The 24,128-nt window shown below is 72.2% G+C and carries 20 protein-coding genes; 3 read left to right on the forward strand and 17 right to left on the reverse strand.

What is annotated here, in order from left to right; all coding sequences use genetic code 11:
- Window positions 1-369: 369 nt before the first annotated feature.
- From ftsA to OG2516_RS05165, 10 genes are all read right to left on the reverse strand, one after another.
- The gene (ftsA, locus tag OG2516_RS05120) at window positions 370-1,704 is read right to left on the reverse strand and encodes a cell division protein FtsA (RefSeq protein WP_007254564.1); all 1,335 of its coding nucleotides are present in this window, start codon (window positions 1,702-1,704) and stop codon (window positions 370-372) included.
- A gap of 27 nt (window positions 1,705-1,731) precedes the next feature.
- Window positions 1,732-2,607 carry a cell division protein FtsQ/DivIB gene (locus OG2516_RS05125; RefSeq protein WP_342626086.1) on the reverse strand — a complete coding sequence of 292 codons (876 nt, stop codon included), beginning with the start codon at window positions 2,605-2,607 and terminating at the stop codon, window positions 1,732-1,734.
- The gene (locus tag OG2516_RS05130; RefSeq protein ID WP_007254566.1) at window positions 2,595-3,476 is read right to left on the reverse strand and encodes a D-alanine--D-alanine ligase; all 882 of its coding nucleotides are present in this window, start codon (window positions 3,474-3,476) and stop codon (window positions 2,595-2,597) included. The genes OG2516_RS05125 and OG2516_RS05130 overlap by 13 nt, the downstream gene beginning before the upstream one ends.
- Before the next feature lie 135 nt (window positions 3,477-3,611).
- Window positions 3,612-4,556 (reverse strand): UDP-N-acetylmuramate dehydrogenase, encoded by a 945-nt coding sequence (gene murB, locus OG2516_RS05135; protein ID WP_007254567.1) that lies wholly within the window; start codon window positions 4,554-4,556, stop codon window positions 3,612-3,614.
- A 45-nt stretch (window positions 4,557-4,601) separates the two neighbouring features.
- The gene (locus tag OG2516_RS05140; protein WP_007254568.1) at window positions 4,602-4,850 is read right to left on the reverse strand and encodes a DUF2484 family protein; all 249 of its coding nucleotides are present in this window, start codon (window positions 4,848-4,850) and stop codon (window positions 4,602-4,604) included.
- Between the two features lie 144 nt (window positions 4,851-4,994).
- Window positions 4,995-5,222 (reverse strand): hypothetical protein, encoded by a 228-nt coding sequence (locus OG2516_RS05145; RefSeq protein WP_007254569.1) that lies wholly within the window; start codon window positions 5,220-5,222, stop codon window positions 4,995-4,997.
- Entirely contained in the window at window positions 5,219-6,613 is a 1,395-nt protein-coding gene (murC, locus tag OG2516_RS05150; RefSeq protein WP_007254570.1) for a UDP-N-acetylmuramate--L-alanine ligase, read from the reverse strand. Before murC ends, OG2516_RS05145 begins: the two co-directional genes overlap by 4 nt.
- Before the next feature lie 40 nt (window positions 6,614-6,653).
- A complete protein-coding gene (locus OG2516_RS05155) occupies window positions 6,654-7,742 on the reverse strand; it encodes a UDP-N-acetylglucosamine--N-acetylmuramyl-(pentapeptide) pyrophosphoryl-undecaprenol N-acetylglucosamine transferase (protein WP_007254571.1) in 1,089 nt (362 codons plus the stop codon).
- A complete protein-coding gene (ftsW, locus tag OG2516_RS05160) occupies window positions 7,739-8,908 on the reverse strand; it encodes a putative lipid II flippase FtsW (RefSeq protein WP_007254572.1) in 1,170 nt (389 codons plus the stop codon). Before ftsW ends, OG2516_RS05155 begins: the two co-directional genes overlap by 4 nt.
- 141 nt (window positions 8,909-9,049) lie before the next feature.
- Window positions 9,050-9,757, reverse strand: coding sequence for a thiamine diphosphokinase (locus tag OG2516_RS05165; RefSeq protein WP_007254573.1), 708 nt, complete (start codon window positions 9,755-9,757; stop codon window positions 9,050-9,052).
- 104 nt (window positions 9,758-9,861) lie between these two features.
- On the opposite strand from OG2516_RS05165, the gene OG2516_RS18905 reads away from it, so the two are divergent.
- Entirely contained in the window at window positions 9,862-11,925 is a 2,064-nt protein-coding gene (locus tag OG2516_RS18905) for a hypothetical protein (RefSeq protein WP_007254574.1), read from the forward strand.
- Window positions 11,926-12,031: 106 nt separating this feature from the next.
- On the opposite strand, the gene OG2516_RS05175 is transcribed toward OG2516_RS18905, so the two are convergent.
- Together OG2516_RS05175 and OG2516_RS05180 are read right to left on the reverse strand one after the other, a co-directional pair.
- Window positions 12,032-12,238, reverse strand: a complete 207-nt coding sequence (locus tag OG2516_RS05175; protein WP_007254575.1) for a DUF2842 domain-containing protein — start codon at window positions 12,236-12,238, stop codon at window positions 12,032-12,034.
- Complete coding sequence (locus tag OG2516_RS05180; protein WP_007254576.1) at window positions 12,238-13,530, reverse strand: adenylosuccinate synthase; 1,293 nt, start codon at window positions 13,528-13,530, stop codon at window positions 12,238-12,240. The genes OG2516_RS05175 and OG2516_RS05180 overlap by 1 nt, the downstream gene beginning before the upstream one ends.
- Window positions 13,531-13,697: 167 nt before the next feature.
- Between OG2516_RS05180 and secG the strand changes: the two genes are divergently transcribed.
- Window positions 13,698-14,060, forward strand: coding sequence for a preprotein translocase subunit SecG (gene secG / locus OG2516_RS05185; protein ID WP_007254577.1), 363 nt, complete (start codon window positions 13,698-13,700; stop codon window positions 14,058-14,060).
- Between the two features lie 164 nt (window positions 14,061-14,224).
- Window positions 14,225-15,868 carry a CTP synthase gene (locus OG2516_RS05190; protein ID WP_007254578.1) on the forward strand — a complete coding sequence of 548 codons (1,644 nt, stop codon included), beginning with the start codon at window positions 14,225-14,227 and terminating at the stop codon, window positions 15,866-15,868.
- A gap of 9 nt (window positions 15,869-15,877) precedes the next feature.
- Here the strand turns inward: OG2516_RS05190 and OG2516_RS05195 are convergent, their stop codons facing one another.
- From OG2516_RS05195 to OG2516_RS20860, 5 genes are all read right to left on the reverse strand, one after another.
- Entirely contained in the window at window positions 15,878-16,126 is a 249-nt protein-coding gene (locus OG2516_RS05195) for a hypothetical protein (RefSeq protein WP_007254579.1), read from the reverse strand.
- A 181-nt stretch (window positions 16,127-16,307) separates the two neighbouring features.
- On the reverse strand, window positions 16,308-17,480 hold the full coding sequence (locus tag OG2516_RS05200) for a beta-barrel domain-containing protein (protein WP_007254580.1): 1,173 nt from the start codon (window positions 17,478-17,480) through the stop codon (window positions 16,308-16,310).
- Window positions 17,477-19,720 carry an ATP-binding cassette domain-containing protein gene (locus OG2516_RS05205; RefSeq protein WP_007254581.1) on the reverse strand — a complete coding sequence of 748 codons (2,244 nt, stop codon included), beginning with the start codon at window positions 19,718-19,720 and terminating at the stop codon, window positions 17,477-17,479. Before OG2516_RS05205 ends, OG2516_RS05200 begins: the two co-directional genes overlap by 4 nt.
- Window positions 19,717-21,087 (reverse strand): TolC family protein, encoded by a 1,371-nt coding sequence (locus tag OG2516_RS05210; RefSeq protein WP_156799272.1) that lies wholly within the window; start codon window positions 21,085-21,087, stop codon window positions 19,717-19,719. Before OG2516_RS05210 ends, OG2516_RS05205 begins: the two co-directional genes overlap by 4 nt.
- Before the next feature lie 84 nt (window positions 21,088-21,171).
- Window positions 21,172-24,072, reverse strand: a complete 2,901-nt coding sequence (locus OG2516_RS20860) for an Ig-like domain-containing protein (RefSeq protein WP_007254583.1) — start codon at window positions 24,070-24,072, stop codon at window positions 21,172-21,174.
- Window positions 24,073-24,128: the final 56 nt, after the last annotated feature.

Genomic DNA, 24,128 nt, shown 5'->3' on the forward strand with positions numbered 1-24,128 from the left:
CCGCCTGTTTCTTTTTCCGGCCCGTCCCTGGGCGATTTCACCTCGGATTAAGACATTCTTAACTGCCATGACCCTGCACGTCACGCCAAAACCCGCGCCGAAACACAAAATAGCCGTGGAAAAGTTGCCCGACCGGCAAGATACTGCCGGTACGGCAAGCGCTAGGAGATGCGGGCCGGCTCCACACCACATCTATAGCCACAGGCGTAGCCGCCGCCGCAGGGTGCGGCGCCGGTCGGGGGTGGCTGATTCTCGGGCGACTGCTCCGCCTGATCCGGACCGCTCCGGGTCCTTGTCATCCTCGCTATCAGGTTATCCACAGGCCGTCACGCGCGAATTTCACCCGCGCGCGACTGCTCGCCCATGCGCCTACCAGTTGTCCTTGAACCACTTCACCGCCCGCTTGAAGCTGCGCGCAGGGTAGCGTTCGGCGGGGATCTCGAAATCCCACCACTCGTCCTGCGGGTGCGCCGCGAACAGCGCGAGGCCGACGGCGCTGGCGAAGGCCGCGCCGGTGGCGGCCTGCGGCAGGCCCTGGACCCGGAGCGGGCGGCCGAGGCGGACCTGCTGGCCGAGGATCTTCGAGGCGAGGCTGTCGAGGCCGGGGATCTGGCTGCCGCCGCCCGTCAGCACGATCTGCTGGCTCGGCAGGTGGTCGAAGCCCGCCGCGTCGAGGCGGCCGCGCACCTCCTCGAGGATCTCCTCGACCCGGGGCCGCATGATCCCGATCAGCTCCGCTCGGCTCACCTTGCGCCGGTCGTGCTCCCAGTCGCCGGTGTCGCCGCCGATCTCGATCTGCTCGCGGTCGTCCATGCCGGTGGCGACGAGGCCGCCGTAGAAGGTCTTGATCCGCTCGGCCACCGACATCGACACCTGCAGGCCCATGGAGATGTCGGAGGTGACGTGATCGCCGCCCATGCGCACGCTGTCGGCGTAGATCATGTGCTTCTTCATGAAGATCGAGATGCCGGTCGAGCCGCCGCCCATGTCGATGCAGGCGCTGCCGAGTTCCTGCTCGTCCTCCACCAGGCTCGAGATGCCCGACACGTAGGCGGAGCTCGCGAGGCCGGCGAGCTCGAGGTCGCAGCGGCCGATGGCGTGGATCATGTTCTGCACCGCCATGTCCTCGACCGTGAGCAGGTGCATGTCGCAGGTGAGCCGGTTGCCGATCTGGCCGCGCGGGTCGGCGAGGCCGGAGCGGTGGTCGAGGGCGAAGTTCACCGGCTGGGCGTGGATCACGTGCCGGCCAGCGCCGTAATCGGGCATCTCGCAGGCGGCCAGCACCCGGCCGATATCCTGCTCCTCGACCATCTGGCCGTGCACGTCGATGGCGCCGTCGAGCCCGTAGGAGCGCGGCCGCGCTCCGCTGAGGCAGGCGATGACGTGGTCGACCCGCACCTGCGCCATCTTCTGCGCCGCCTGCACCGCGGTGCGCACCGCGCGCTCCGTCTCGGCCATCGCGTCGATCTCGCCGAAGCGCACCCCGCGCGAGCGGGTGGTCGCCGCGCCGATGACGCGGAACGAGCTCTGCCCGGCCATCGAGCCGACGCCGTCGCTGTCACGGAAGCGCTCGGGGCCGTCGAAGCGCAGGATCAGGCAGGCGATCTTGCTGGTGCCCACGTCGAGGATCGCGATGACCCCGCGCTGCATCGCCGCCTGGCGCATGTTGCGCATCGCCCTCTGGCTCTCGTAAAGCTCCCTCATCTCGTCTGCCCCATGGTTCTTGCTTCTTTATTGCCCCTGGCCCGGTTCCTGCTCCGCCACGCGGCGCAGGGCGACCATCGCCGGCGGGTTGAGCCGGATCGTCGGTCGCGCGGAATTCCTCATGTCGACGGCGGCGATGTCGCGGCCGAACAGGTCCTTGGCCTCGTCGAGCGCCAGCACCCGCTCCATCGCCTGCACCGCGCCCTCGGCGGGCAGCATCACCTTCTGCCCGTCGGCCAGCACCACGTCCCAGCGGCGCGCGCCCATGCGCACCAGCCCGCGCAACTCGTCGCCCAGCGGGCGCGAGACGCCGTAGAGCGCCAGCGCCTCGGCCAGCGCCGCGTCGGCCCCCTCGCCCGCCACCAGCGGCAGGTCGGGGCGCGCGGCGCGGTTCGCCAGCGGCGCCACGTAGGTGCCGGAAGCGTCGATCAGCTTCAGCCCGTCGCGGGTGCGCCAGACGGCGGCCGGGACCCGCTGCGTCACCGCGACCTCGAGCACGCCCCCGGGCCGGACCCGCACCCGCGCGCTCTCGACGGCCGCGACCGCGCCGACGGTCTGGCGCATCTCCTCGAGGTCGAGCAGGAACGACGACACCGGAAACTCCACCGGCAGCACCCGCCGGATCTCGGCCGACAGCCCCGCGTCGGCGCCCTCGACGGCCATCGCCGTGACGAGGAACTCGGGGCGGTTCTGGATCTGGTCGCGCACCTGGGCGTAGGCGGCGGCGACGGTGTCGCGGTTGGCGGGCTGGCTGATCCAGCCGCCGCCGATCCCGGCCACCACCAGCAGCGGCAGCCCGACACGCAGCATCCGCCGGAAGCCCGGGGTCAGCATCAGCCGCTGGTAGCGGTAGCGCCAGCGCGAGGGGGCCGGATCGCGATAGGCGCGGCTCAACGATCGCAAGAGGCGTCCTCCACCAGCCAGGTGCACAGCTCGGGAAAGCCGATCCCCGCCCAGGCGGCCTGTTCGGGCACCAGCGAGGTCGGAGTCATGCCGGGCTGGGTGTTGATCTCGAGCAGCACCAGCCCGTCGAGCCCGCGGCTCTCGTCCCAGCGGAAGTCGGTGCGCGTCACGCCGCGGCAGCCGATCACCCGGTGCGCGCGCTCGGCGTAATCGCGGCAGGCGGCCCCGATCTCGGCGGGAATGGCGGCGGGCACCTCGTGGCGCGAGCCGCCTTCCTTGTACTTGGCGTCGTAGTCGTACCAGCCGTCGGTGATGATGTCGGTGACGCCGAGCGCGCCGCGCTCACCCATCACCATCGTCGTCAGCTCGCGCCCCGGCGCGAAGGCCTCGACCATCACCCGCTCGGGCATCTCCGCGCCCAGCTTCGGCGGCGCGTTGGCGCCCTCGGCGACGATGTAGACGCCGACCGACGATCCCTCGTTGTAGGGCTTCACCACGTAGGGCGGCGGCAGGACATGCCCCGCCTCGACCTCATCCCGGGTGGCGAGGCGGCTCTCCATGACCGGCAGCCCTTCGGCGCGAAAGGCGTCCTTGGCCCGCTCCTTGTCCATGGCGAGGGCGGAGGCGAGGACGCCGGAATGGGTGTAGGGAAGCCGCAGCCACTCGAGCAGGCCCTGAACGCAGCCATCCTCGCCCCAGCGGCCGTGCAGCGCGTTGAACACCACGTCGGGCTTCGCTTCGGCGAGCCGCTCGGCCAGGTCGGGGCCGGCATCGATCTCGATCGTGGAGAAGCCGGCCTCGCGCAGCGCGTCGACACAGCCGCGGCCGGTCGACAGCGACACCTCGCGTTCGGCCGACGGGCCGCCCATCAGGACTGCAACGAGTGCGGAACGCCCGCCCGACATGTACTCTGCCTCACGCGGGCCGTTCGCGCGGCCCGTCATCTGAAGTCTTCTGGATGGTCGCCCTGCCCGGTTGCCGTCCGGACGAGGCGGAACTGCTCGTCAAGTCGGGGCCGGTTCGCCGACCCTCATGATTTCCCACTCTAGCGTGAGCCCGCGCGCCTCGTAAACCTTTTTCCGCACCGTCTCGCCCAAGGATTCAAGGTCTTGCGCCGTGGCCTCACCGGCGTTGGTGAGGAAGTTCGGGTGCTTCTCGTTCATCACCGCACCACCCAGCCGCGCACCGCGCAGGCCGGCCTCGTCGATGACCTTCCAGGCCTTCAGATCGTGGCTGTCGTCGGGGGCGCCGGTGGAGGAATAGCCGGCCGGGTTGCGGAAGGTGGAGCCGGCGGTGCGGTCCTTGGTCGGCTGGCTCTCGTCGCGCTTGGCGAGCTGGGTCTCCATGCGCGCGGCGAGCGCGTCGGGCTCCCCCGCCTCCGCCTCGAACACCGCCTCCACGATGACCGCCCCGGCGGGCAGCTCGGAGCTGCGGTAGGCGAGCTTCAGCTCGGCGGCGGGCAGCGTGGCGATGGTGCCGTCGCGGTGGACGAGGGTGATCTCGCGCAGGTGGTCGGCGACGTAGGAGCCGTAGCAGCCGGCGTTCATGCGCACCGCGCCGCCGATCGCGCCGGGGATGGTGCGCAGGAAGGTCAGGTCGCGCCCCGCCGCCGCCGCCTTGCGCGCCACGTGGGCGTCCAGCGCCGCCGCGCCGGCGCGCACCAGCCCGTCGTCGCCGATCTCGATGCCGTTGAAGCCGCGCCCGAGCCGGATCACAACGCCCCGGATGCCGCCGTCGCGCACGATCAGGTTGGAGCCGACGCCCATCGGGAACACGGCGATCTCCGCCGGCAGCGCCGCGAGGAACGCGGCGAGGTCGTCGCGGTCGGCGGGCTGGAACAGCCAGTCGGCCGGGCCGCCGACCCGCAGCCAGGTCAGGTCGGAGAGCGGGCGGTCGGCGGTGAGGGTGCCCCGGGGCTCGGGGAGGCGGATCTGGGGCTGGCTGGTCATGCGGCGCTGTCTGCAACGCTTTGGCCGCGCCGGCAAGAGTCGGGCTCAGGCCGCGAGGCGACTGCGCAACCATCGGCCGAGGAAGTAGACGGGCCAGCGCAGGATCGACGCCCCCGCGGCGAGGCAGGCGAGGCCCCACCAGGCCCCGTCGCTCCAGATCACCCAGCCGAGCAGCGGCAGCCCCGTCGCGATCAGCCCGTAGGCGCGGCGCCAGTGGTTGTCGCGGGACGGGATCAGCGCCAGCAGGTTGGCGGTCACGATCCAGGCGAAGGCGGCGGTCAGCGCGAGGGACATGGGCAAAGCTCCGGCGGTTTTCCGGAGGGGGCATAGCGGAGGAGCGCGGCGGGATTATGGCGCGAGGCCCGACGCGGCGCGCGGCCCCCGTAGGCCGGGCTTCAGCCCGGCCCCGCCCGGACGCGTGCCGGGCTGAAGCCCGGCCTACAGGCCGCCGCGGATCACCCTGCGCAGGGGGCGCAGCGCCGCCAGTCCGGCGCCGAGGGCGACGTAGCCCGTCACCGCCTCGGCGGGGTCGGCGCGATAGTGCAGCCACAGCAGCACCGCCGCCGCCAGGGCGAACAGCCAGACCAGCCGGAACAGCAGCCGCGACAGACCCGCCGCGACGATCAGCCCGATCACCCAGACCGCGACCGCCGCCCCGCCGCTCACCGCGCCAGCCGCTCCGGCAGGTTCGTCGCCCAGGCGCTGATGGTGCCCGCGCCGAGGCAGACCACCATGTCGCCGGGCCGGGCCTGCTCGCGCACCAGCCGCTCGAGGTCGTCCTCGTCGGTGACGGCGCGGGCGTGGCGGTGGCCGGCGCGGATCAGCCCGGCGACGAGGTCGTCGCGGCTCGCGCCGGGGATCGGCTCCTCGCCGGCGGCGTAGACCTCGCCGATGGCGACCACGTCGGCCTCGTTGAAGCAGTTGCAGAACTGGTCGAACAACGAGCTCAGCCGCGAGTAGCGGTGCGGCTGGTGCACCGCGATCACCCGCCCCTCGGTGGCCTGCCGCGCCGCCTTGAGCACCGCGGCGATCTCCACCGGGTGGTGACCGTAATCGTCGATGATCGCCACCCCGCCGACCTCGCCGACCCGGGTGAAGCGGCGGTTGACGCCGCCGAAGGCGGCCAGCGCCTCGCGGATCTCGTCGCGCTTCATGCCGAGGTGGCGCGCCACGGCGACGGCCGAGAGGGCGTTGGAGACGTTGTGGTCCCCCGGCATCGGCAGCGAGCAGTCCTCGATGACCGTGCCCTCGCCCTGCAGCGCGATATCGAACTTCGCCACGCCCTTGTCGTAGGTCAGGTTGATCGCGCGCACGTCGGCCTGTGCGTTGAAGCCGAAGGTGACGACGCGCCGGTCGGTGATGCGGCTGACCAGCCCCTGCACGTCGGGATGGTCGGTGCAGCAGACCGCGAGCCCGTAGAACGGGATGTTGGAGACGAAGTCGTAAAACCCCTTCTTCAGCGCCTCCTCGGTGCCCCAATGCTCCATGTGCTCGGGGTCGATGTTGGTGACGATGGCGATGGTGGCGGGCAGCCGGTTGAAGGTGCCGTCGCTCTCGTCGGCCTCGACCACCATCCACTCGCCCTCGCCGACGCGGGCGTTGGAGCCGTAGGCGTGGATGATGCCGCCGTTGATGACGGTGGGATCGAAGCGGCCGTGGTCGAGCAGCGAGGCCACCATGGTGGTGGTCGTCGTCTTGCCGTGGGTGCCGGCGACGGCGATGTTGGACTTCATCCGCATCAGCTCGGCCAGCATCTCGGCGCGCCGCACCACCGGCAGGCCGCGGCGGCGGGCCTCGTCGAGCTCGGGGTTGCCGGGCTTGATCGCCGAGGAGATCACCACCACTTCGGCGCCCTCGAGGTTCTCCGCCCGCTGGCCCTCGAAGATGTGCGCGCCGAGCGAGGCGAGCCGCTCGGTCAGCGGCGTCGTCTTCTGGTCGGAGCCCTGCACCACGTAGCCGTGGTTGAGCAGCACCTCCGCGATCCCGGACATGCCGATGCCGCCGATGCCGACAAAGTGGAGCGGTCCCACGTCGAGGGGGAGTTTCGTCGGAGCCATGTTCTGTCGTTCCCGTCAGAGAGGAGGATTGGGCGTCCCTCTACTGGTCGGCCAGCCGTTCCACCAGCCCCACCAGCCGATCCGTCGCGTCCGGCACGGCCTGCCCCAGCGCGGCGCGCGACATCTGCAGCGCCCCGTCGGCGTCGCCGAGCACCAGCGCGACCTGCTCGGCCAGCGTGTCGACCTGCAGCTTGCCCTCGGGCAGCAGGATCGCCGCCCCCGCCCCGGCGAGGCCGCGGGCGTTGGCGGTCTGCTCGTCGCGGATGGCGCTCGCGAGCGGAATCAGGATCGACGGCCGGCCGATGACGGAGATGTCCGCCACCGACGAGGCGCCGGCGCGGCTGATGACCAGCTGCGCCTCGCTCATCCGCTCGGGCAGGTCGGAGAAGAAGGTGTCGACCTCGGCCTCGATGCCCTCGCCGTAATAGTAGTCGGCCACCCGCGCGACGTCTTCCTCGCGGGCCTGGTGGCTGACCCGCACGTGGCGGCGGATCTCGCGCGGTAGCGCCGACAGCGCCGGCGGCACCACGTCCGACAGGATGCGCGCGCCCTGCGAGCCGCCGATCACCAGCACCGACATCGGGTAGTCGCCCGGCGCGATGTAGGGCGCGCCGGCCCGCGCCAGCACCGCGCCGCGCACCGGGTTGCCGACATGCACGCCCTCGACGCCCTCGGGCAGCTTCGTCGGCCAGGTGCCGCAGGCCACGGCGTCGACGCGGCGCGCGAACAGCTCGTTGACCCGGCCGAGCACGCCGTTCTGCTCGTGGATCATGCGCGGGATCCCGAGCAGGCGCGCCGCCGCCAGCGCCGGGATCGACGGATAGCCGCCGAAGCCCACCACCGCCGCCGGCCGGTCGGCCCGCATCGAGCGGCGCGCGGCCCAGACGCCGGCGCCCACCCGCAGCGGCACCGCCGCCTTGGCGAGCACGCCGCCGCGCGCGAAGGTCGCCGAGGCGATCACCTCCTGCGTCACCGCCTCGGGGAACGCGCCGGAATAGCGCGCGCCGCGCGCGTCGGTCGACAGCTTCACCCGCCAGCCCCTGGCCAGCATCGCCTCCGCCAGCGCCTGCGCGGGAAACATGTGCCCGCCGGTGCCCCCGGCGGCGATGACGAGCAGCGGTGCGCTCATGCCCGCCCCCGGCCCCGCAGGATGTCGCCGATCTCGCCCTGCGGCCGGGTCCGGGTGAAGGCGAGCAGCATCCCCACCGCGATGCCGCTGGCGATCACCGACGAGCCGCCGTAGCTCACGAAGGGCAGCGTCATGCCCTTGGCGGGCAGCAGCCGCACCGCGACGCCCATGTTGATCATCGCCTGCACGCCGAAGGCGCAGGCGAGGCCGGTACCGGCGAGGCGGATGAACGGGTCGCGCTCGCGCATCAGCCGGATCAGCGAGCGCACCACGACGATGCAGAACAGCGCGATCACCGCGAGCACGAGCAGCAGCCCGTATTCCTCGGCGGCGACGGCGATGATGAAGTCGGTGTGCGCGTCGGGCAGCGACCACTTCACCGTCCCCTCGCCCACCCCGGTGCCGAAGAAGCCGCCCTCGCGGATGGCGTTGGTGGCGTAGCCGAGCTGGGTGCGCGGATCGACGTCGGGCGACAGGAAGCCGTCGATGCGGCGCGCGAAGTGCTCGGAGCTGTTGTAGGCGAAGGTGCCCGCGACGACGGTCATTCCCACCAGCCCGATCAGCAGCACCATCGGCGCGCCGGCGACGAAGTACATCACGCCCCACGAGAACAGCACCAGGCAGGCCTGCCCGAAGTCGGGCTGCATCGCGAGGAAGCCGACGATCACCAGCGCCAGCACGAACGAATAGGCCCGCCCCGGCGGCCCGCCGATCTCCTGGCTGGCGGCCATGAACCACGCGGCGACGACGACGAAGCCGGGCTTGAGGAACTCCGAGGGCTGCAGGCTGGCGAAGCCGAGCGAGTACCAGCGCACCGCGCCCTTGCCGAAATCGGTGCCGAAGACCGGCAGCAGCATCACCGCCGCCAGCGACGCGGCGAAGCCGATGGTGGCGAGGCGGCGCACCAGCGTGGGCGACATCATCGACACCGCGAGCATCACCGTCAGGGCGATCATGCCGAAGCCGAACTGGCGGGTGACGTAGTAGAACGGCTCGAGCCCGTTCTTGGAGGCCAGCGGCGGCGAGGCCGCGAAGCCGAGCAACATGCCGATCCCGAACAGGATCAGAACGCAGGACATCGTCCACTTGTCGATCGTCCGCCACCAGCGCGGCAGGATCGGATCCCCCGCCGCCGCCGGAATCGTGCCATGGACCATTTCCGTCATGGATGTACCGCCACGCCTCTGCCCGCCCGGGTTCGCCCCGGATCTGACGGTCAGGTTAGCGCCGTTTCCGCGCCGAAGCCAGCCTTAAGCGAATCGCGCTCCGGCCGGCGGCGGCTCCGCGCCGAGGCCCCTGCCCCGCGCTCAGCGCCACGGTGCGGCGTCGAGCAGCGCCGCCACCGCCAGCGCGAGCTCGGCGCGCGGCAGGATCACCAGCAGCCCCGGCTTGGCCACCTCGAGCCGCACCGGTCCCGTCGCCTCGTTGGAGGTGCCGATCCGGCCGTCGGGCGCGAGCGTCAGCCCGTCGATCGGCCAGCGCAGGCCCTGCGAGCGCCCGGTGATCTCGCGCATGGGAAACAGCGATACCCGCACCCCCGCCGCCAGCGGCAGCGCCAACCGGGGCGGCGCGAGGAAGGTGACGTCCTCGCCGCCGAGCAGCAGGCAGGGGTGCGCCGCCCGGCGCACCAGCACGTTCATCGCGGCGAGTTCGTGATCGAAGCGCCCGCCCGTCATCCCCACCGCGATGACGAGCGGCGCGTCGATCGCACGCAGCGCCTTGTCGAAGTCGGTCGTCTCCTGCTCGGCCACCCGGTGGAGCCGCCCCTCGAGCCGGGCCGCCGCCGCCGCCGACAGGCTGTCCATGTCGCCGATCACCGCTTCGGGCATCCGCCCCAGCTCCAGCACCGAGTCGCCGCCCCCGTCGGCCGCGACGAGCCGGGGCGCCAGCGCGAGCGCCTCGCTCAGCGCCGTCTCGCTCACGGTGCCGCCGCCGGCCAGGGTGATTGGCGCGGTGCTGCGGACAATGGCCGCGCCGGCCTCGGGATTGGCCTCCGGCGCTCCGGGCTGCCCCAAAGTGGTCACGAAATAATCCCCCAATAATCCTCATCCTGTTCCGACTTGCGAACCAGTTCGTGATAGAACCGATGACCGTGGGGATGAGAGAAAGCGAGCAAAGAATGGCCGAGTCGAGCAAGATTCTGACGGTATCCTACGGCACCTTTTCGTGCACCCTCGAGGGGTTCGACGACGCGTTCGACACGATGAAGGCCATCGCGGAATACTTCCGCGACCTCGCCGCCGACGACCGCTACTTCGGCGCCGAGCCCGCCACGCCGGACCCCGAGATGCTGGCCCGCATCGCCGAGCGCGAGGCCGAGCGCCGCGTCGAGGCGCGGCTCGAGCAGGGCGGCTACGTGCTGCGCCCCTCGCTCGCGCCCGCCGCTGCCGCCCAGCCCGCCGCGCCCGCCGACGCCCCGGCTTCGGCCCCGGCCGAAGAGGCGCCAGCGCCCGCGCCGGCCGCCGAGGAGAAGGACCCCGCGCCCCAGGGCTACGGCGAGCACGAGGGCGAGGAGCGCCCCTGGGCCGAGCTCGACCAGGGCGAGCGCCGCCTGATCCGCCGCGCCCGCCGGGCCCGCCGCGACGCCGAGCGCGCCGCCGCCGCCGAGGCGAAGCGGCGCAAGGCCGAGGAAGACGCCGCCCGCAAGCAGGCCGAGGAGGCCGAGCGCGCGGCCGCCGCGAAAGCGGCAGAGGACGCCGCGCGCCGCGAGGCCGAGGAAGCCGCGCGCAAGGAGGCCGAAGAGGCCGAGGCCGCCGCCCGCCGGGCCGCCGAGGCCGCGATCGCCGAGCAGTCCCAGCGCCTCGAGCTCGAGCCGGACTCAGTCGCCGCCAAGCTCGCCCGCATCCGCGCCGTCGTCGGCCGCTCCCCCGCCCCCAGCGCGCCGCAGCAGAGCGCCGGCTACGAGGACGAGGAGACCCCTTCCGATACGCCCGCCGCCGCGCCGCAGGCCGCCCCCGTCGACCCGCTCCGCGCGATCCTCACCGAGCCGGAGGCCGAGGCCGCCGGGGAGGCCGGGACCGATGCGCCCGAAGCCGACGACCGCGTGGTGCCCATCTCGCGCGACGAGGACGAGACCGGCCGCGCCGAGACCGCCGGGCGCAGCGGCGGCATCGCCGAACTCGACGGGCTCGAGGAGCTCGACGAGCTCGTCGGCAGGGACGGCGACGACGACGACACCGGCCTCTCGCCCGACGAGGAAGCTGACCTGCTCGCCGAACTCGCCGAGGTCGAGCGCATCGGCGCCGACGAGGGGGAGACGGAGACGGCAGAGGCCGTTACCGAGGAGGACGCTTCCGAAGGGGAAACCGAGGAGATAGCCGTCGCCGAGGACGCGGAAGGCGAGGACGCCGCCGAGGACGAGGCCGCCCGGGCCGAGACCGAGGCGCCCGCCGAGGCCGACGAAGCTGCCCTGCCGGCCGAGGAGGAGGCTGCCGCCCCCGAGGCCGACGCGGCTCCCGAGGAGGCCGCCGGCCGTCGCCGGAGGGCCGGACTGCTCGCCGGCTCTCCGGACGAGGCGCGGATCCTGTCGGAGACCGACGCACAGCTCAACGAGCCCGAGGGCAACCGCCGCCGCCAGGCCATCGCGCACCTCAAGGCCGCCGTCGCCGCCACCGAGGCCGCCCGCCGGCTTGGCGAGGGAGAGCGCGCGGCCGCGGACGACGGCGAGGAAGGCGAGAACATGTTCCGCGACGACCTCGACCAGGTCGTCCGCCCGCGCCGCGCGCCCCGCGCCCTGTCGCGTTCCGACCGGCCCAAGCCCGCGCCGCTCAAGCTCGTCGCCTCCCAGCGCATCGACGTGCCGCCCGCGCCCGCCGAGGAGCCGGCCGGCCCGGTCCGCCCGCGCCGGGTCCAGAGCGGCGGCGCGAGCGCCCGCCCGCGCGACGGCGAGAGCAATGCCGGCTTCGCCAAGTTCGCCGCCGACATGGGCGCGACCGGCCTCGCCGACCTGCTCGAGTGCGCCGCCGCCCACGAGGCCTTCATCCAGGGCAACGACGACGTGTCGCGCCCGCAGATCATGAAGAAGGTGCAGTCGATCATGCCCGAGCAGTTCAGCCGGGAGGACGGGCTGCGCGCCTTCGGCACGCTGCTGCGCCAGGGCCGGCTCGAGAAGGTGCGCAACGGCCGCTTCCAGGTGGCGCAGACGACCCGCTTCCGCCCGACCAAGGCGGCGTCCAACAGCTGAGCCGTCGCGACGGCCGACGACGCGGGTGCGGGGGGCTGTCTGCCCCCCGTCGCCGTTTCACGGCGACTCCCCCCGAGGATATTTCGAGAACAGAGACGCGGGGGCGCTATTCGCCCCGGCCGACGCCCCGGAACAGGGCGCGGAAGGGCAGCGCCCAGAGCACGCCGAGGCCGGCGTAGACCAGCAGCTCGATCCACACGGGCGGGCGGCCCAGCAGGTTGAGGATGGTCACCGCCGCGACGATGTAGACCGGCAGCCCGACCAGCAGGATCACCAGCGACCAGCGCCGCTTCTGGCGGGGGCTCAGCGCCATCAGTCGGCGAACGGGTCGGTGACGAGGATCGTGTCGTCGCGCTCGGGGCTGGTGGAGACCAGCGCGACCGGGCACTGGATCAGCTCCTCGATGCGGCGGACGTACTTGATCGCCTCCGCCGGCAGGTCGGCCCAGGAGCGCGCGCCCGCGGTGGAGCCTTGCCAGCCGGGGATCGTCTCGTAGATCGGCTCGACCCGCGCCTGCCGCTCGGCGGCGGTGGGCAGGTAGTCGAGCACCTCGCCGTCGAGCCGGTAGCCGGTGCAGATCTTCAGCTCGTCGAAGCCGTCGAGCACGTCGAGCTTGGTCAGCGAGATGCCCGAGACGCCCGAGGTGGCGCAGGTCTGGCGCACGAGGCAGGCGTCGAACCAGCCGCAGCGCCGCTTGCGCCCCGTCGTGGTGCCGAACTCGTGACCGCGCTCGCCGAGCCGCTGGCCGTCCGCGTCGTCGAGCTCGGTCGGGAACGGGCCCTCGCCGACGCGGGTGGTGTAGGCCTTCACGATGCCGAGCACGAAGTCGATCGAGCCGGGCCCGATGCCGGTGCCGGTGGCCGCCTGGCCGGCGATGACGTTGGAGGAGGTGACGAAGGGATAGGTGCCGAAGTCGATGTCGAGCAGCGCGCCCTGGGCGCCTTCGAAGAGGATGCGCTGGCCGGCCTTGCGGCGGTCGTTGAGCACCTTCCAGACCGGCTGGGCGTAGGCGAGGATCTTCGGCGCGACCTCGCGCAGCTTGGTCAGCAGCGCGTCGCGGTCCACCGGCTCGAGGCCGAGGCCCGAGCGCAGCGCGTTGTGGTGCACGAGCGCGCGGTCCACCCGCCGCTCGAGGGTCGGGCCGTCGGCGAGGTCGGCGACGCGGATCACCCGGCGGCCGACCTTGTCCTCGTAGGCCGGGCCGATGCCTCGCCCGGTGGTGCCGATCTTGGCGACGGAGTTCATCCCTTCGCGGGCCCGGTCGAGCTCGCCGTGGAAGGGCAGGATCAGCGGCGTGTTCTCGGCGATCATCAGCGTCTCGGGGGTGATGTCGACGCCCTGGCCGCGCAGGGTCTCGATCTCCTCGAGCAGGTGCCAGGGGTCGAGCACGACGCCGTTGCCGATCACCGACAGCTTGCCGCCGCGCACGACGCCCGAGGGCAGCGCGTGCAGCTTGTAGACAGCGCCGTCGATCACCAGCGTGTGGCCGGCATTGTGCCCGCCCTGGAACCGCGCGATGACGTCCGCCCGCTCGGAGAGCCAGTCGACGATCTTGCCCTTGCCCTCGTCGCCCCACTGGGCGCCCACGACGACCACGTTGGCCATGCTGTCCTCCGACGAAAAACCGGCGTCTCCATAGACCAGACCGCCGGGGCGGGAAACCGGGAAATCGGAGCGCGCGCATCGGAGCGTCGCGGGGGCCGACGGGGGGTTGCGGCAGCGGGCCACAGCTTCTAGATACGGCCCGTTCCAAGAGACAGGCCGCCTCCCCCATGGAAAACGTCATCCTGATCGTTCACCTCCTCCTCGCGCTCTCGCTGATCGGCGTCGTGCTGATGCAGCGTTCCGAGGGGGGCGGGCTCGGCATCGGCGGCGGCGGGGGCGGCATGATGACCGGCCGCTCGGCGGCCACCGCGCTCGGCAAGGTCACCTGGGGCCTCGCGGTCGCCTTCATCATCACCTCGATCGCCCTGACGATCATGGCCGCGCGCGACAGCGCCAGCGGCTCGGTGCTCGACCGGATCACCGACACGCCCGCCGGCGCAGCGAGCGACGCGCTGCCCGACCTCGGCGGCGAGAGCCTGCTGCCCCCCGGCGCGGACGGCAGCGACGGGCTGCTCCCCGCCGCCGACTGAGCGGCCCCGCTCCTTCCACAATCGCTTGAAGACAGCGCTGACGCGGCAACATGATGTTGCGTCGGCGGTTGCGGGGGGCCGGCGAATCCGGCTATCGTTAAATCCCGTGACAGAGGCTCCGCAGCGCCGGAGCGCCCACACCTCGATCACGGGAGATCGCCCCCATGGCCCGCTACGTATTCATCACCGGTGGTGTCGTCTCCTCGCTCGGCAAGGGTCTCGCCTCCGCCGCGCTGGGTGCGCTGCTGCAGGCGCGCGGCTTCTCCGTCCGGCTGAGGAAGCTCGACCCGTACCTCAACGTCGACCCCGGCACGATGAGCCCGTTCGAGCACGGCGAGGTGTTCGTCACCGACGACGGCGCCGAGACGGACCTCGACCTCGGCCATTACGAGCGCTTCACCGGCGTGCCCGCCCGCAAGACCGACTCGGTTAGCTCGGGGCGCATCTATTCCAACGTGCTCGAGAAGGAGCGGCGCGGCGACTACCTCGGCAAGACGATCCAGGTCGTCCCGCACGTCACCAACGAGATCAAGGAGTTCCTGAAGATCGGCGAGGACGAGGTCGATTTCATGCTCTGCGAGATCGGCGGCACCGTCGGCGACATCGAGGGGCTGCCGTTCTTCGAGGCGATCCGCCAGTTCAGCCACGACAAGCCGCGCGGGCAGTGCATCTTCATGCACCTGACGCTGCTGCCCTACCTCGCCGCCTCGGGCGAGCTGAAGACGAAGCCGACGCAGCACTCGGTCAAGGAGCTGCAGAGCATCGGCATCGCCCCCGACATCCTCGTCTGCCGCTCGGAGCACCCGATTCCGCAGAAGGAGCGCGAGAAGATCGCGCTGTTCTGCAACGTGCGGTCCGAGTCGGTGGTGCCGGCCTACGACCTCAAGTCGATCTACGAGGCCCCCCTCGCCTACCACCGCGAAGGGCTCGACCAGGCGGTGCTCGACGCGTTCGGCATCTCCCCCGCCCCGCGCCCCAACCTCGACCGCTGGCACGACGTCGCCGACCGGATCAACAACCCCGAGGGCGAGGTGAACGTCGCGATCGTGGGCAAGTACGTCCAGCTCGAAGATGCCTACAAGTCGATCAAGGAAGCCCTCACCCACGGCGGCATGGCCAACCGGGTCAAGGTGAAGGTGGAGTGGGTCGATTCCGAGCTGTTCGAGCGCGAGGACGCCGCGCCGCACCTCGAGGGGTTCCACGCGATCCTCGTGCCCGGCGGCTTCGGCGAGCGCGGCACCGAGGGCAAGATCAAGGCCGCCCAGTTCGCCCGCGAGCGCCGGATCCCCTATCTCGGCATCTGCCTCGGCATGCAGATGGCGGTGATCGAGGCGGCGCGCAACGTGGCGGGCGTGGCGACGGCCGGGTCGGAAGAGTTCGACCACGAGGCCGGCAAGAAGCGCTTCGAGCCGGTCGTCTACCACCTCAAGGAGTGGATCCAGGGCAACCACAAGGTCGAGCGCAAGGCCGACGACGACAAGGGCGGCACCATGCGGCTCGGTGCCTACGACGCGGCGCTGACGGAGGGCTCGCGGGTGGCCGAGATCTACGGCACCGCGTCGATCGAGGAGCGCCACCGGCACCGCTACGAGGTCGACACCAAGTATCGCGAGGCGCTCGAGGCGCAGGGGCTGTGCTTTGCCGGGATGAGCCCCGACGGGCGGCTGCCCGAGATCGTGGAATGGTCGGATCACCCGTGGTTCATCGGGGTCCAGTTCCACCCGGAGCTGAAGTCCAAGCCCTTCGCGCCGCACCCGCTCTTCGCCGACTTCGTGCGCGCCGCCGTGGAGACCTCGCGGCTGGTCTGACGGCGGCCGTTACTCCCGGTGCGGCGCGGCCATCGCCTCGATGTCCCGGGCCATGCGCAGGAGCGTCGACGAGCGCTCGGCATCCTCGCCGTCCAGCGTCAGCGCGGCGACCTCGATGGCGCGGATCGCGATCTCCAGCGAGACCTGGTAGCGGGTCTCGTCGTCACAGGTGACGAGCAGGTCCGCCACGCGGTCGACGGCGGCTTCCAGCGATCCGCCCGCCGACGTGGAGAGGTGGGGTGTGTTGCTGTCTTTCATGGGTCATCCCTCGACTACAGCAATGCGGACTGCCGGCCTTCAGGATCATCTTCATCCCCGCCGGAAGCCCGGATACTGGACTGGTGCAATGTCTGACGACATGCCCTTCCGGAAGACATAGGCGACTCTTCCGTAGCGTCACGGGCGCGGTCGCTTAACAATTGGAGGTGGAAAACCGCCTTCAGGGCTCGCGCAGGGCCTCGCGCGAGCGGTAGAGCGGCTTGGTCAGGTAATCGAGCACCGTCTTCGAACCGGTGTGCAGCTCCACCGTCGCCTGCATCCCCGGCCGCAGCGAGATGCCCGCCTGGCGCGGGGTCATCGCGTCGGTGTCGAGCGCGACGGTGACACGGTAGTGCGCCTCGCTCTCGGGGCGGCGCTCGTCCTTGAAGGTGTCGGCGCTGACCATCTCGACAGTCCCCTCGAGCGATCCGTGCACGGTGTAGTCGTAGGCCGTCAGCTTGATCGTCGCCGCCTGCCCCGCCACCACGTTGGCGATGTCCTTCGGCGCGATCTGCGCCTCGACGAACAGCTCGTCGCCGGCGGGGATGATCTCGAACATCTCCTCCCCGGGCCGCACGACGCCGCCGATGGTGGTGACGCCGACCGCGTTGACGACGCCGCGCATCGGCGCGCGCACCACGGTCCGGGCGAGCTGGTCCTCGGCGAGGCGCAGCTCCTGCTTGAGCGTCGCGAGGTCGAGCAGCGTCTCCGAGTAACTCGTCGCCCGCTCGAGCTCGGCGGTGGTCTCGATCTCGCTGACCTTGGTCTCGGCGTCGGAGTTCGCCTTGCGCGCCTCCGTCACCTCGAGCAGGGCGACGATGTCGCGCGCGAACAGGTCCTCCAGCGTCTCGAGCTCGCGCGCCGTCTCGGTGGCGAGGCGGCGCGCGCCCTCGAGGCGGGTCGTGTAGTCCGACTGGCGCGCCGCGAGCAGCGCGCGCTCGGAGGCGAGGATGTCGGGGCTGTGGATGGCGTAGTCCTCGGGCACGACGAAATCGAACTGCCCCTCGAGCTCGGCCTCCAGCCGCAGCCGGCGGATCTCGGCGGCGATGACCTGGTCGCGCAGGTCGTCGACGCGGGTGACGAACTGGGTGCCGTGCAGCCGCGCCAGCACGTCGCCCTCCGACACCATGTCGCCCTCGCCCACGGCCAGCTCGGCGAGGATGCCGCCCTCGAGGTTCTGCACGCTCTGCGGCCGCGCCCCGCTGACGACCTCGCCCTGCCCGCGCACGATCTCGTCGAGCGGCGCGAAACGGGCCCAGACGAGGAACACCAGCACCGCCAGCGCCACCACCCAGACCACCAGCGAGGCGCCGCGGCCGGAGGTCTCGCGCTCGATGTCGCTCATCGCGCTCATGCCGGGGCCTTGCGGCCGCGCAGGTGCGCCAGCACCTCGTCGCGCGGGCCGTCCACCACGAGTCGTCCCTGCTGCAGGATCAGCGTGCGTTCGCAGAGCGACAGGATCGGCATCCGGTGCGTGGCGATGATCGCGGTGCGGTCCGCGAGCCAGCCCTCCATGCGGGTGACGAGGGTCGATTCGAGCGTCTGGTCGAGCGCCGCCGTCGGCTCGTCGAGCAGGCACACGCCCGGATCCTGCAGCCACAGCCGCGCCCAGCCGATCGACTGGCGCTGCCCCGTCGACAGCCCCTCGCCGCCGTCATGGATCGCGAGGTCGAGGCCCTTGGGATGGTTGCGCACGAAGGCGCCGATCCCGGCGAAGTCGAGCGCCGCGAGCAGGCGCTCGTCGTCGCGCTCGAGCAGAGACAAGTCGAGGTTTTCGCGCAGGGTGCCGGCGAAGAGCCGCACGTCCTGGCCGAGGTAGCCGATCCCGCGGCGCAGATCGCGCGGCATCACCTGCCCCATGTCCACCCCGTCGACGAGCACGCGGCCGCCGGTCGGGCGGGTCAGGCCGGAGAGCAGCTTGAGCAGCGTCGACTTGCCCGACCCGTTCGGGCCGAGCACCGCGACCTTCTGCCCGGGCCGGATCTTCAGCGCCGGGATGTCGAGGCTCTGACCGCTCTCCTCGTCGTAGGCGTAGCCGATCTCGCGCAGCTCGAAGGCGCCCCGGATCGTCTCGCGGCGCAGGTAGGTGCGGTCCTCGTCGTGGTCCTGCGGCGCCTCGGCGACCGCGTCGAGGGCGGTGAGCGCGGCCTTGACGTTGGACCAGCGCGACAGCGTCCCGGCGAGCTGTGTCAGCGGGCCGAGGGTGCGCGAGGTGAGGATGCCGACGGCGATGATCGTGCCGACGGTGAACTCGCCGGCGAAGACGAGGAAGGTGCCGACGACCACCGCCGCGACGTAGGTCGCCTGCTGCATCCCCTGCGCCCAGAAGGTCAGCGCCGAGGCCAGCCGGCGCTGCTCGGAGGTGGCGACGGCGGAGAGGCCGGTCAGCTCGCTCCAGACCCGGCGGAAGCGGTCCTCGCCGCGCTGGGTCTTGATCGTGTCGGTGTCGTAGATCGCCTCGTGCAGCAGCCGGCTCGCCTTGGTGCTGGCGCCCTGTGTCTGCTGGGTCAGGGCCATCATCTTCTTCTGCAGGAACAGCGACGGCAGCACCATCAGCACCGCGCCGGCGAACAGCACCCAGACGATCTCGCCGCCGATGGAGGCGACGAGGGCGAAGAACAGCACGAGGAACGGCAGGTCGGTGAGCGTGCCGATGGTGGAGGCGGTGAAGAACTCGCGGATCGAGCCGAAGTCGCGCACGGCAGCGAAGGTGGCCGAGGGCGCGCTGCCCTCCGGGTCGCGGCGCATGCCGAGCACCCGGTTCATCAGCAGCGACTGGATGCGCAGCTCGATGCGCCGCCCCGCCCCGTCCATCAGCCGCGCCCGCGCGATGCGCAGCACCGCCTCGAACAGCAGCGCCAGACCCGCCCCGGTCGCCAGCACCCAGAGCGTCGCCGTCGACTGGTGCGGGATCACCCGGTCGTAGACCTGCAGCGAGAACAGCGCCACGGCGACGGCGAGCAGGTTGGCCACCAGCGAGCCGAGCGCGATCTCGGCGACGGGCCGGCGCAGGCCGGTGAACTCGCCCCAGAACCAGTGCCGCGCGCGTCCCTTGACGGCGTGTCGGCGGGCGAGCTCGGTGGCGGGCACCTCGGCGCGCAGCACCCGGCCGGTGAAGTAGGGGGCGAACTCGGCGAGCGTGACCTCGGCGCGGTGGTCGCGGAAGGTCGTGTCGTAGATGGTCAGCGTCTCGCCCGACTGCTCGAGCACGAGCACGAGCTGTCCGCCCGTCATCTCCGCCAGCGCCGGCCAGTGCGCTGGCGTCGGGGCCTTCACCCGCTCGGTGCGCGTCGCGAGGCCGGCGGCGCCGAGGGCGCGGGCGACGGCATCGGGGTCGGCGGCGTCGCTGTCGTCGGAGCCGCCGAGGCCGTCGCGCGCGAGGCTCTCGAGCAGGTCGGTGCGCAGCACGCTGACGCCGAGCAGCGCCGCGTAGGTGGCGGCGAGGTCGGCGCGGGCGTGGTTGCGCGACGTTCCGGCGGCGGCGGGCGCGGCCGGTTCGGCGAGCGGCGGCGGCTCGGGCGCGGCCTCGGCGGGGCCGACGAGCTTGCCGCCCCGCGTGGCGGTGGCGTCGAAGGCGAGGACGGGGCCGGTCATATGCGTTCCCCGTCGACGAGCGTGCCCACCGTCTCGGCGATGCGCGCGCGCGTCAGCAGCACGTCGTGGCGCAGCGTCACCGCCTCGCGCTCGGTGCGCACCTTGGTCTCGAACACGCCGACGACCTCGGGCACCCGGCGCCGGCCAGCCTCGAGCTGGGCGGCGAAGAGCTCGTAGCTCTCGGCGGCCTGCGCGGCGATGGTCCCGGCCTCGGCCGCCTGCCGCTCCTGCGAGGCGAGCAGGCCGCGCAGCTGGCTGAGCTTCCTCGCCGCGTCCTCGCGCGCCGCCGCGACCTCGGCCGCCGACGCCTCGCGGCTGGCCTCGAGCGCGCGCAGCCGGGCGGGCGTGCCGAAGCCGATGCCCTCGCCGCCGGCGGTGATGCCGCCCGAGCTGCCGTCGCTCGAGAGGCTGCCCGAGGCGTTGATCCCCGGCAGCTGCCCGGCCCGCGCGGCGCGCGCCTCCGCCTCGGCGCGCGCGGCCTCGGCCTCGGCCTTGAGCACCGCGAGCGGCGTCTGGTTGCCCGGCGGCGCGACGGGCGACAGCCCCGAGACGGCGGTGACGGGCGCGGCGGCCATGGCCTGCAGCTCCGCCATCGCGGTGGCCGCCGCCTCGCGGTCGGCGGTCAACTCGCTGCGCATCCGGTCGAGCTTGGCGGCGACGAGCTGCTGGTCGGCGCGGTCGACGATGCCGGCGCTCATGCGCTCGTTCATCAGGTAGTGGAACCGCTCCATCCGCGCGATGGCGGCGGCGGTGACATCGGCGCGGGCGCGCGCGGCCTCGGCGCCGATGTAGAGCTCGAGCGCGGTCAGCACCCGCGCGTTGGTGTCCTGCGCCAGCGCGACGGCGGCGACCTCGACGTCGGCGCGGGCGTAGTCGCGCTCGGCGATCTTGCCGCCGTGGTCGAACAGCACCGCGTCCACCACCAGCGACGTCACCACGTCGCCGAGCGAGGTCAGGCTGATCTGCGGACCGAGCGTCGGCAGCCAGTTGAGCTGCGCGGCCTCCGCGCGCAGCGTCGCGGCGCGCAGCTCGGCCTCGGCGGCGCGGCTGTTGGCGGCGAGCACCGCGTCGGTCACCGCGCGCAGGGTGCCGGGCTGGAGCACCGAGCGGCGCTGGAGCAGGCCGGTGATGATCTCGGAGGCGGTGCCGTCTTCCATCTGCGCATCGAGCGCGGCGGCCGGCGCGGTGGCGGCGGCGGCCGTGACGGGTGCGTCGGCCGCCGGTCCGGGGCCGGAGCCGAGCCCGACCCGGTGGCGCGTGGCCTCGGCCACGCCGCCCACCGCGCCGCAGCCCGAGAGGGCCACGGACAGGCCGAGGCAGGCCACGAGGGTGGCCCGCCTGCCGGCTTGCTGTCTGCTCGTCTTCACTCGACCGCCCTGCCCTGCTGTCCTGCCGGTGCCGGCGGCGCACGCAACGCGGCGCGCCCGCCCCCGGCCTCGCGTGCTGCGCGTTCAGATGATGACGTTGATGTCCTCATCGATGATGACCCGACCGCCTTCGTCGCCGAGCGAGTAGATGTCGTAGCTGCGCCCGCCGATGGTCTGGCTCTCCCCGGTCGCGGTCGCGCCGGCGATGGTGACGCTGTCGTCGCTGCCGCCGTGGATGGTCAGCTCGTTGTCGTTGCGCGACAGCTTGTGCAGGTCGTCCGCGCTCAGCGTCAGCTCGCTGTCGAGGGCGAAGTGCAGGTCGATGGAGCCGATGTCGAAGCCCTCGAGGCCGGGATTGTCGACGTCGACGACGTTGGTGCCGCTCTCGTCGAGCACGAACAGCGAGGCATTCTGGTTGCCCGCCGCGTCGGTCGAGCTGATGACCAGCTGCGAGCCGTCGGAGACGGGGCTGTCGAAGTGCAGGTCGATCTCGTCGTAGCGGGTGTCGACCTCGCGCTCGAAGCCGAGGCCGGTCTTGTCGCCGCTGGCGGAGACCGACGTCACCGCGATCCCCTCGTCGGCCTCGGAGATGCCGACCGAGCGCAGCCCGTCCACGCCGCGATCCGTCGACGTCACCAGCGGCACCTCGGGCGCGACGGTGTCGATCTCGAAGCTGTCGGTGATCGTGCGCACGTTGCCCGCCGCGTCGGTCGCGGTGATCGAGACGGCGGCGGTATAGGTGCCGGGCGGGATCTCGGAGGCGGCGAAGTCGACCGTCCAGGCGCCGTCGGCTGCGACGGTGGCGGCGCGGCTGGTGCCCTCGAAGGTGACGGTGACGCTCGAGCCCTGCTCCACGGTGCCGGCGAGGGTGATGCCCGACGCGGCCTCCTGGGCGTTGACGATATCGTCGGCGGTGACGTTCTCGGAGCCGGTGAGCGGCGAGACGATCCGGTCGACGACGACGCTGTCGTTGAGCACGGCGGTGTTGCCGGCGCGGTCGGTGGCGTGGACGGTGACCGGCACGGTGGTCTCGCCGGGCGGGATCTCGCTGCCGGTGAAGGTGGCCGACCAGGTGCCGTCGGCGCCGACATCGACGGTGCGCGAGGCGTCGCCGAGATTGACGACGACGGTCGACCCCGCCTCGACGGTGCCGCCGATGGTGACGCCGGCATCGGCCTCGGCGTCGTTGATGACGTCGTCGCCCGCGACGGGCGCGGAGTCGAAGCCGAAGTTGGTGACGTGGGTGTCGATCACCACGGTGCCCGACGCGCTGGCGCTGTTGCCGGCGGCGTCGGTGGCGGTGGCGGTGGCGACCACCCCGACCTCGCCCGCCGGCACTTCGGCGCGCGTGAAGTCGGCCGACCAGGTGCCCGAGCCGGAAGCGGTGACGGTGCGCACGGCGCCGTTGAACTCGACCTCCACCTGCGCCCCGGCATCGGCGGTGCCCGAGAGCGTAATACCGTCCTCGCGCTCGACGGCGTTGACGATGCCGTCGCCCTCGATGTCGGTGTCGATGGTCACGCCGACGACGGTGTCGACGGCGATGGTGCCGCTGGTGCTGGTGCGGTTGCCCGCGAGATCGGTCGACGTGGCGGAGACCTCGAGGTCGTAGGTGCCCGAGGGGATGTCGGAGGCCGCGACCTCGACCGACCAGCTGCCGCTGCTGCCGGCGGTGGTGGTGTAGTCGGTGCCGCTGACCGTGAGCACCACGGTCGCGCCCGCCTCGGCGGTGCCGCCGATGGTGACGCCGTCGCTGCGCTCGTCGCGGTTGACGGTGCCGTCGGTCTCGACGCTGGCGGTGTCGATGGTGAGCGTGGTCACGGTGTCGACGGTGACGGTGCCCGAGGTGGTCGCCACGTTGCCGAGCGCGTCGGTCGCGGTGACGGAGACGTCGAGCTCGTACTCGCCGCCGGTGACGTCGCTGGCCGGCAGGGTGCAGGTCCAGGTGGTGCCCTCGACGACGGCCTCGTAGGCCTGCCCGCCCACGGTGACGACGACGGTGCTGCCCGCCTCGACCGTGCCCTCGAGGACGACGCCGTCGGAGACCTCCTCGGCGTTCGCGGTGCCGTCGCCCTCGACGGCGTCCTCGTCGAAGCTGACGAAGGTCTCGGTGTCGAGTTCGACGATGTCCTCGGCGGTGCTGGTGTTGCCGTTTTCGTCGGTGATGACGACGGTGACGGGCACCTCGTAGGTGCCGCCGGGAACCTCGTCGGACGGGAAGGTGACGGTCCAGTTGCCGTCGCCGTCCACGACCGTCTCGGCGGTGGCGTCGCCGATGGTGACGGTGATCGCGCCGCCGGCCTCGCCGGTGCCGGTGATGGTCACGCCGTCGGCGTGGTCGGTGCCGTCGACGATGTGGCCGGTGCCCTGGGTGCCGCCGGTGATCTCGACGTCGGGGCGGGTGATGATCTCGCCCTGGGTCTGGCCGCCGTCGTCGTCGCCGTCCTTGGGCCGGACGACCGTCGCGCCGAGGACGCCCGCGCCCACCGCGGCCGCGCCGACGGTGGCGGGGCTGAGGAAGCCGAGGCCGCCGACGAGCGGGGTCAGCAACATGCCGACGCCGTCGTCCTCGGCCGCCACCGCGGCGGCGTCGGTGACGAGGATCTCGGGGCCGCGCAGGAAGAAGAAATCGTCGAGGGGCGACCATTTGCCGAAGTCGCCGGCCTCCTCGTAGGAGGCATAGAGCACGTTGCCCTCGCCCGCCACGAGGTTGACCTGGCTCAGCTCGCCGCCGGCGGAGACGAACAGGACCTGCTCGCCGGTGCCGTTGAAGAAACCCTCGATGGTCAGCGTCTCGCCGTTGGCGAGGATCACCTGCAGCGCCGTGCCGGCGCGGCTGTAGCCGGCGATCTGGCCGGGATAGAGGTTGAGCGAGATGTCGGCGCCGTCGCTCAGCGCGACCGCCGTCTGCCCCGTTCCCTCGCCCATGGATCCGCGTTGAAAATTGCCCGCGTCGTCGCGGACGACGAAATCGATCGTCGACATGCCCTGCTCCGCCTCTATGGCGTCCCGCTCGTAAGTTACTGCTCGGCGGGACTAAC

The organism is Oceanicola granulosus HTCC2516 (assembly GCF_000153305.1).
Classification (GTDB): Bacteria; Pseudomonadota; Alphaproteobacteria; order Rhodobacterales; family Rhodobacteraceae; genus Oceanicola; species Oceanicola granulosus.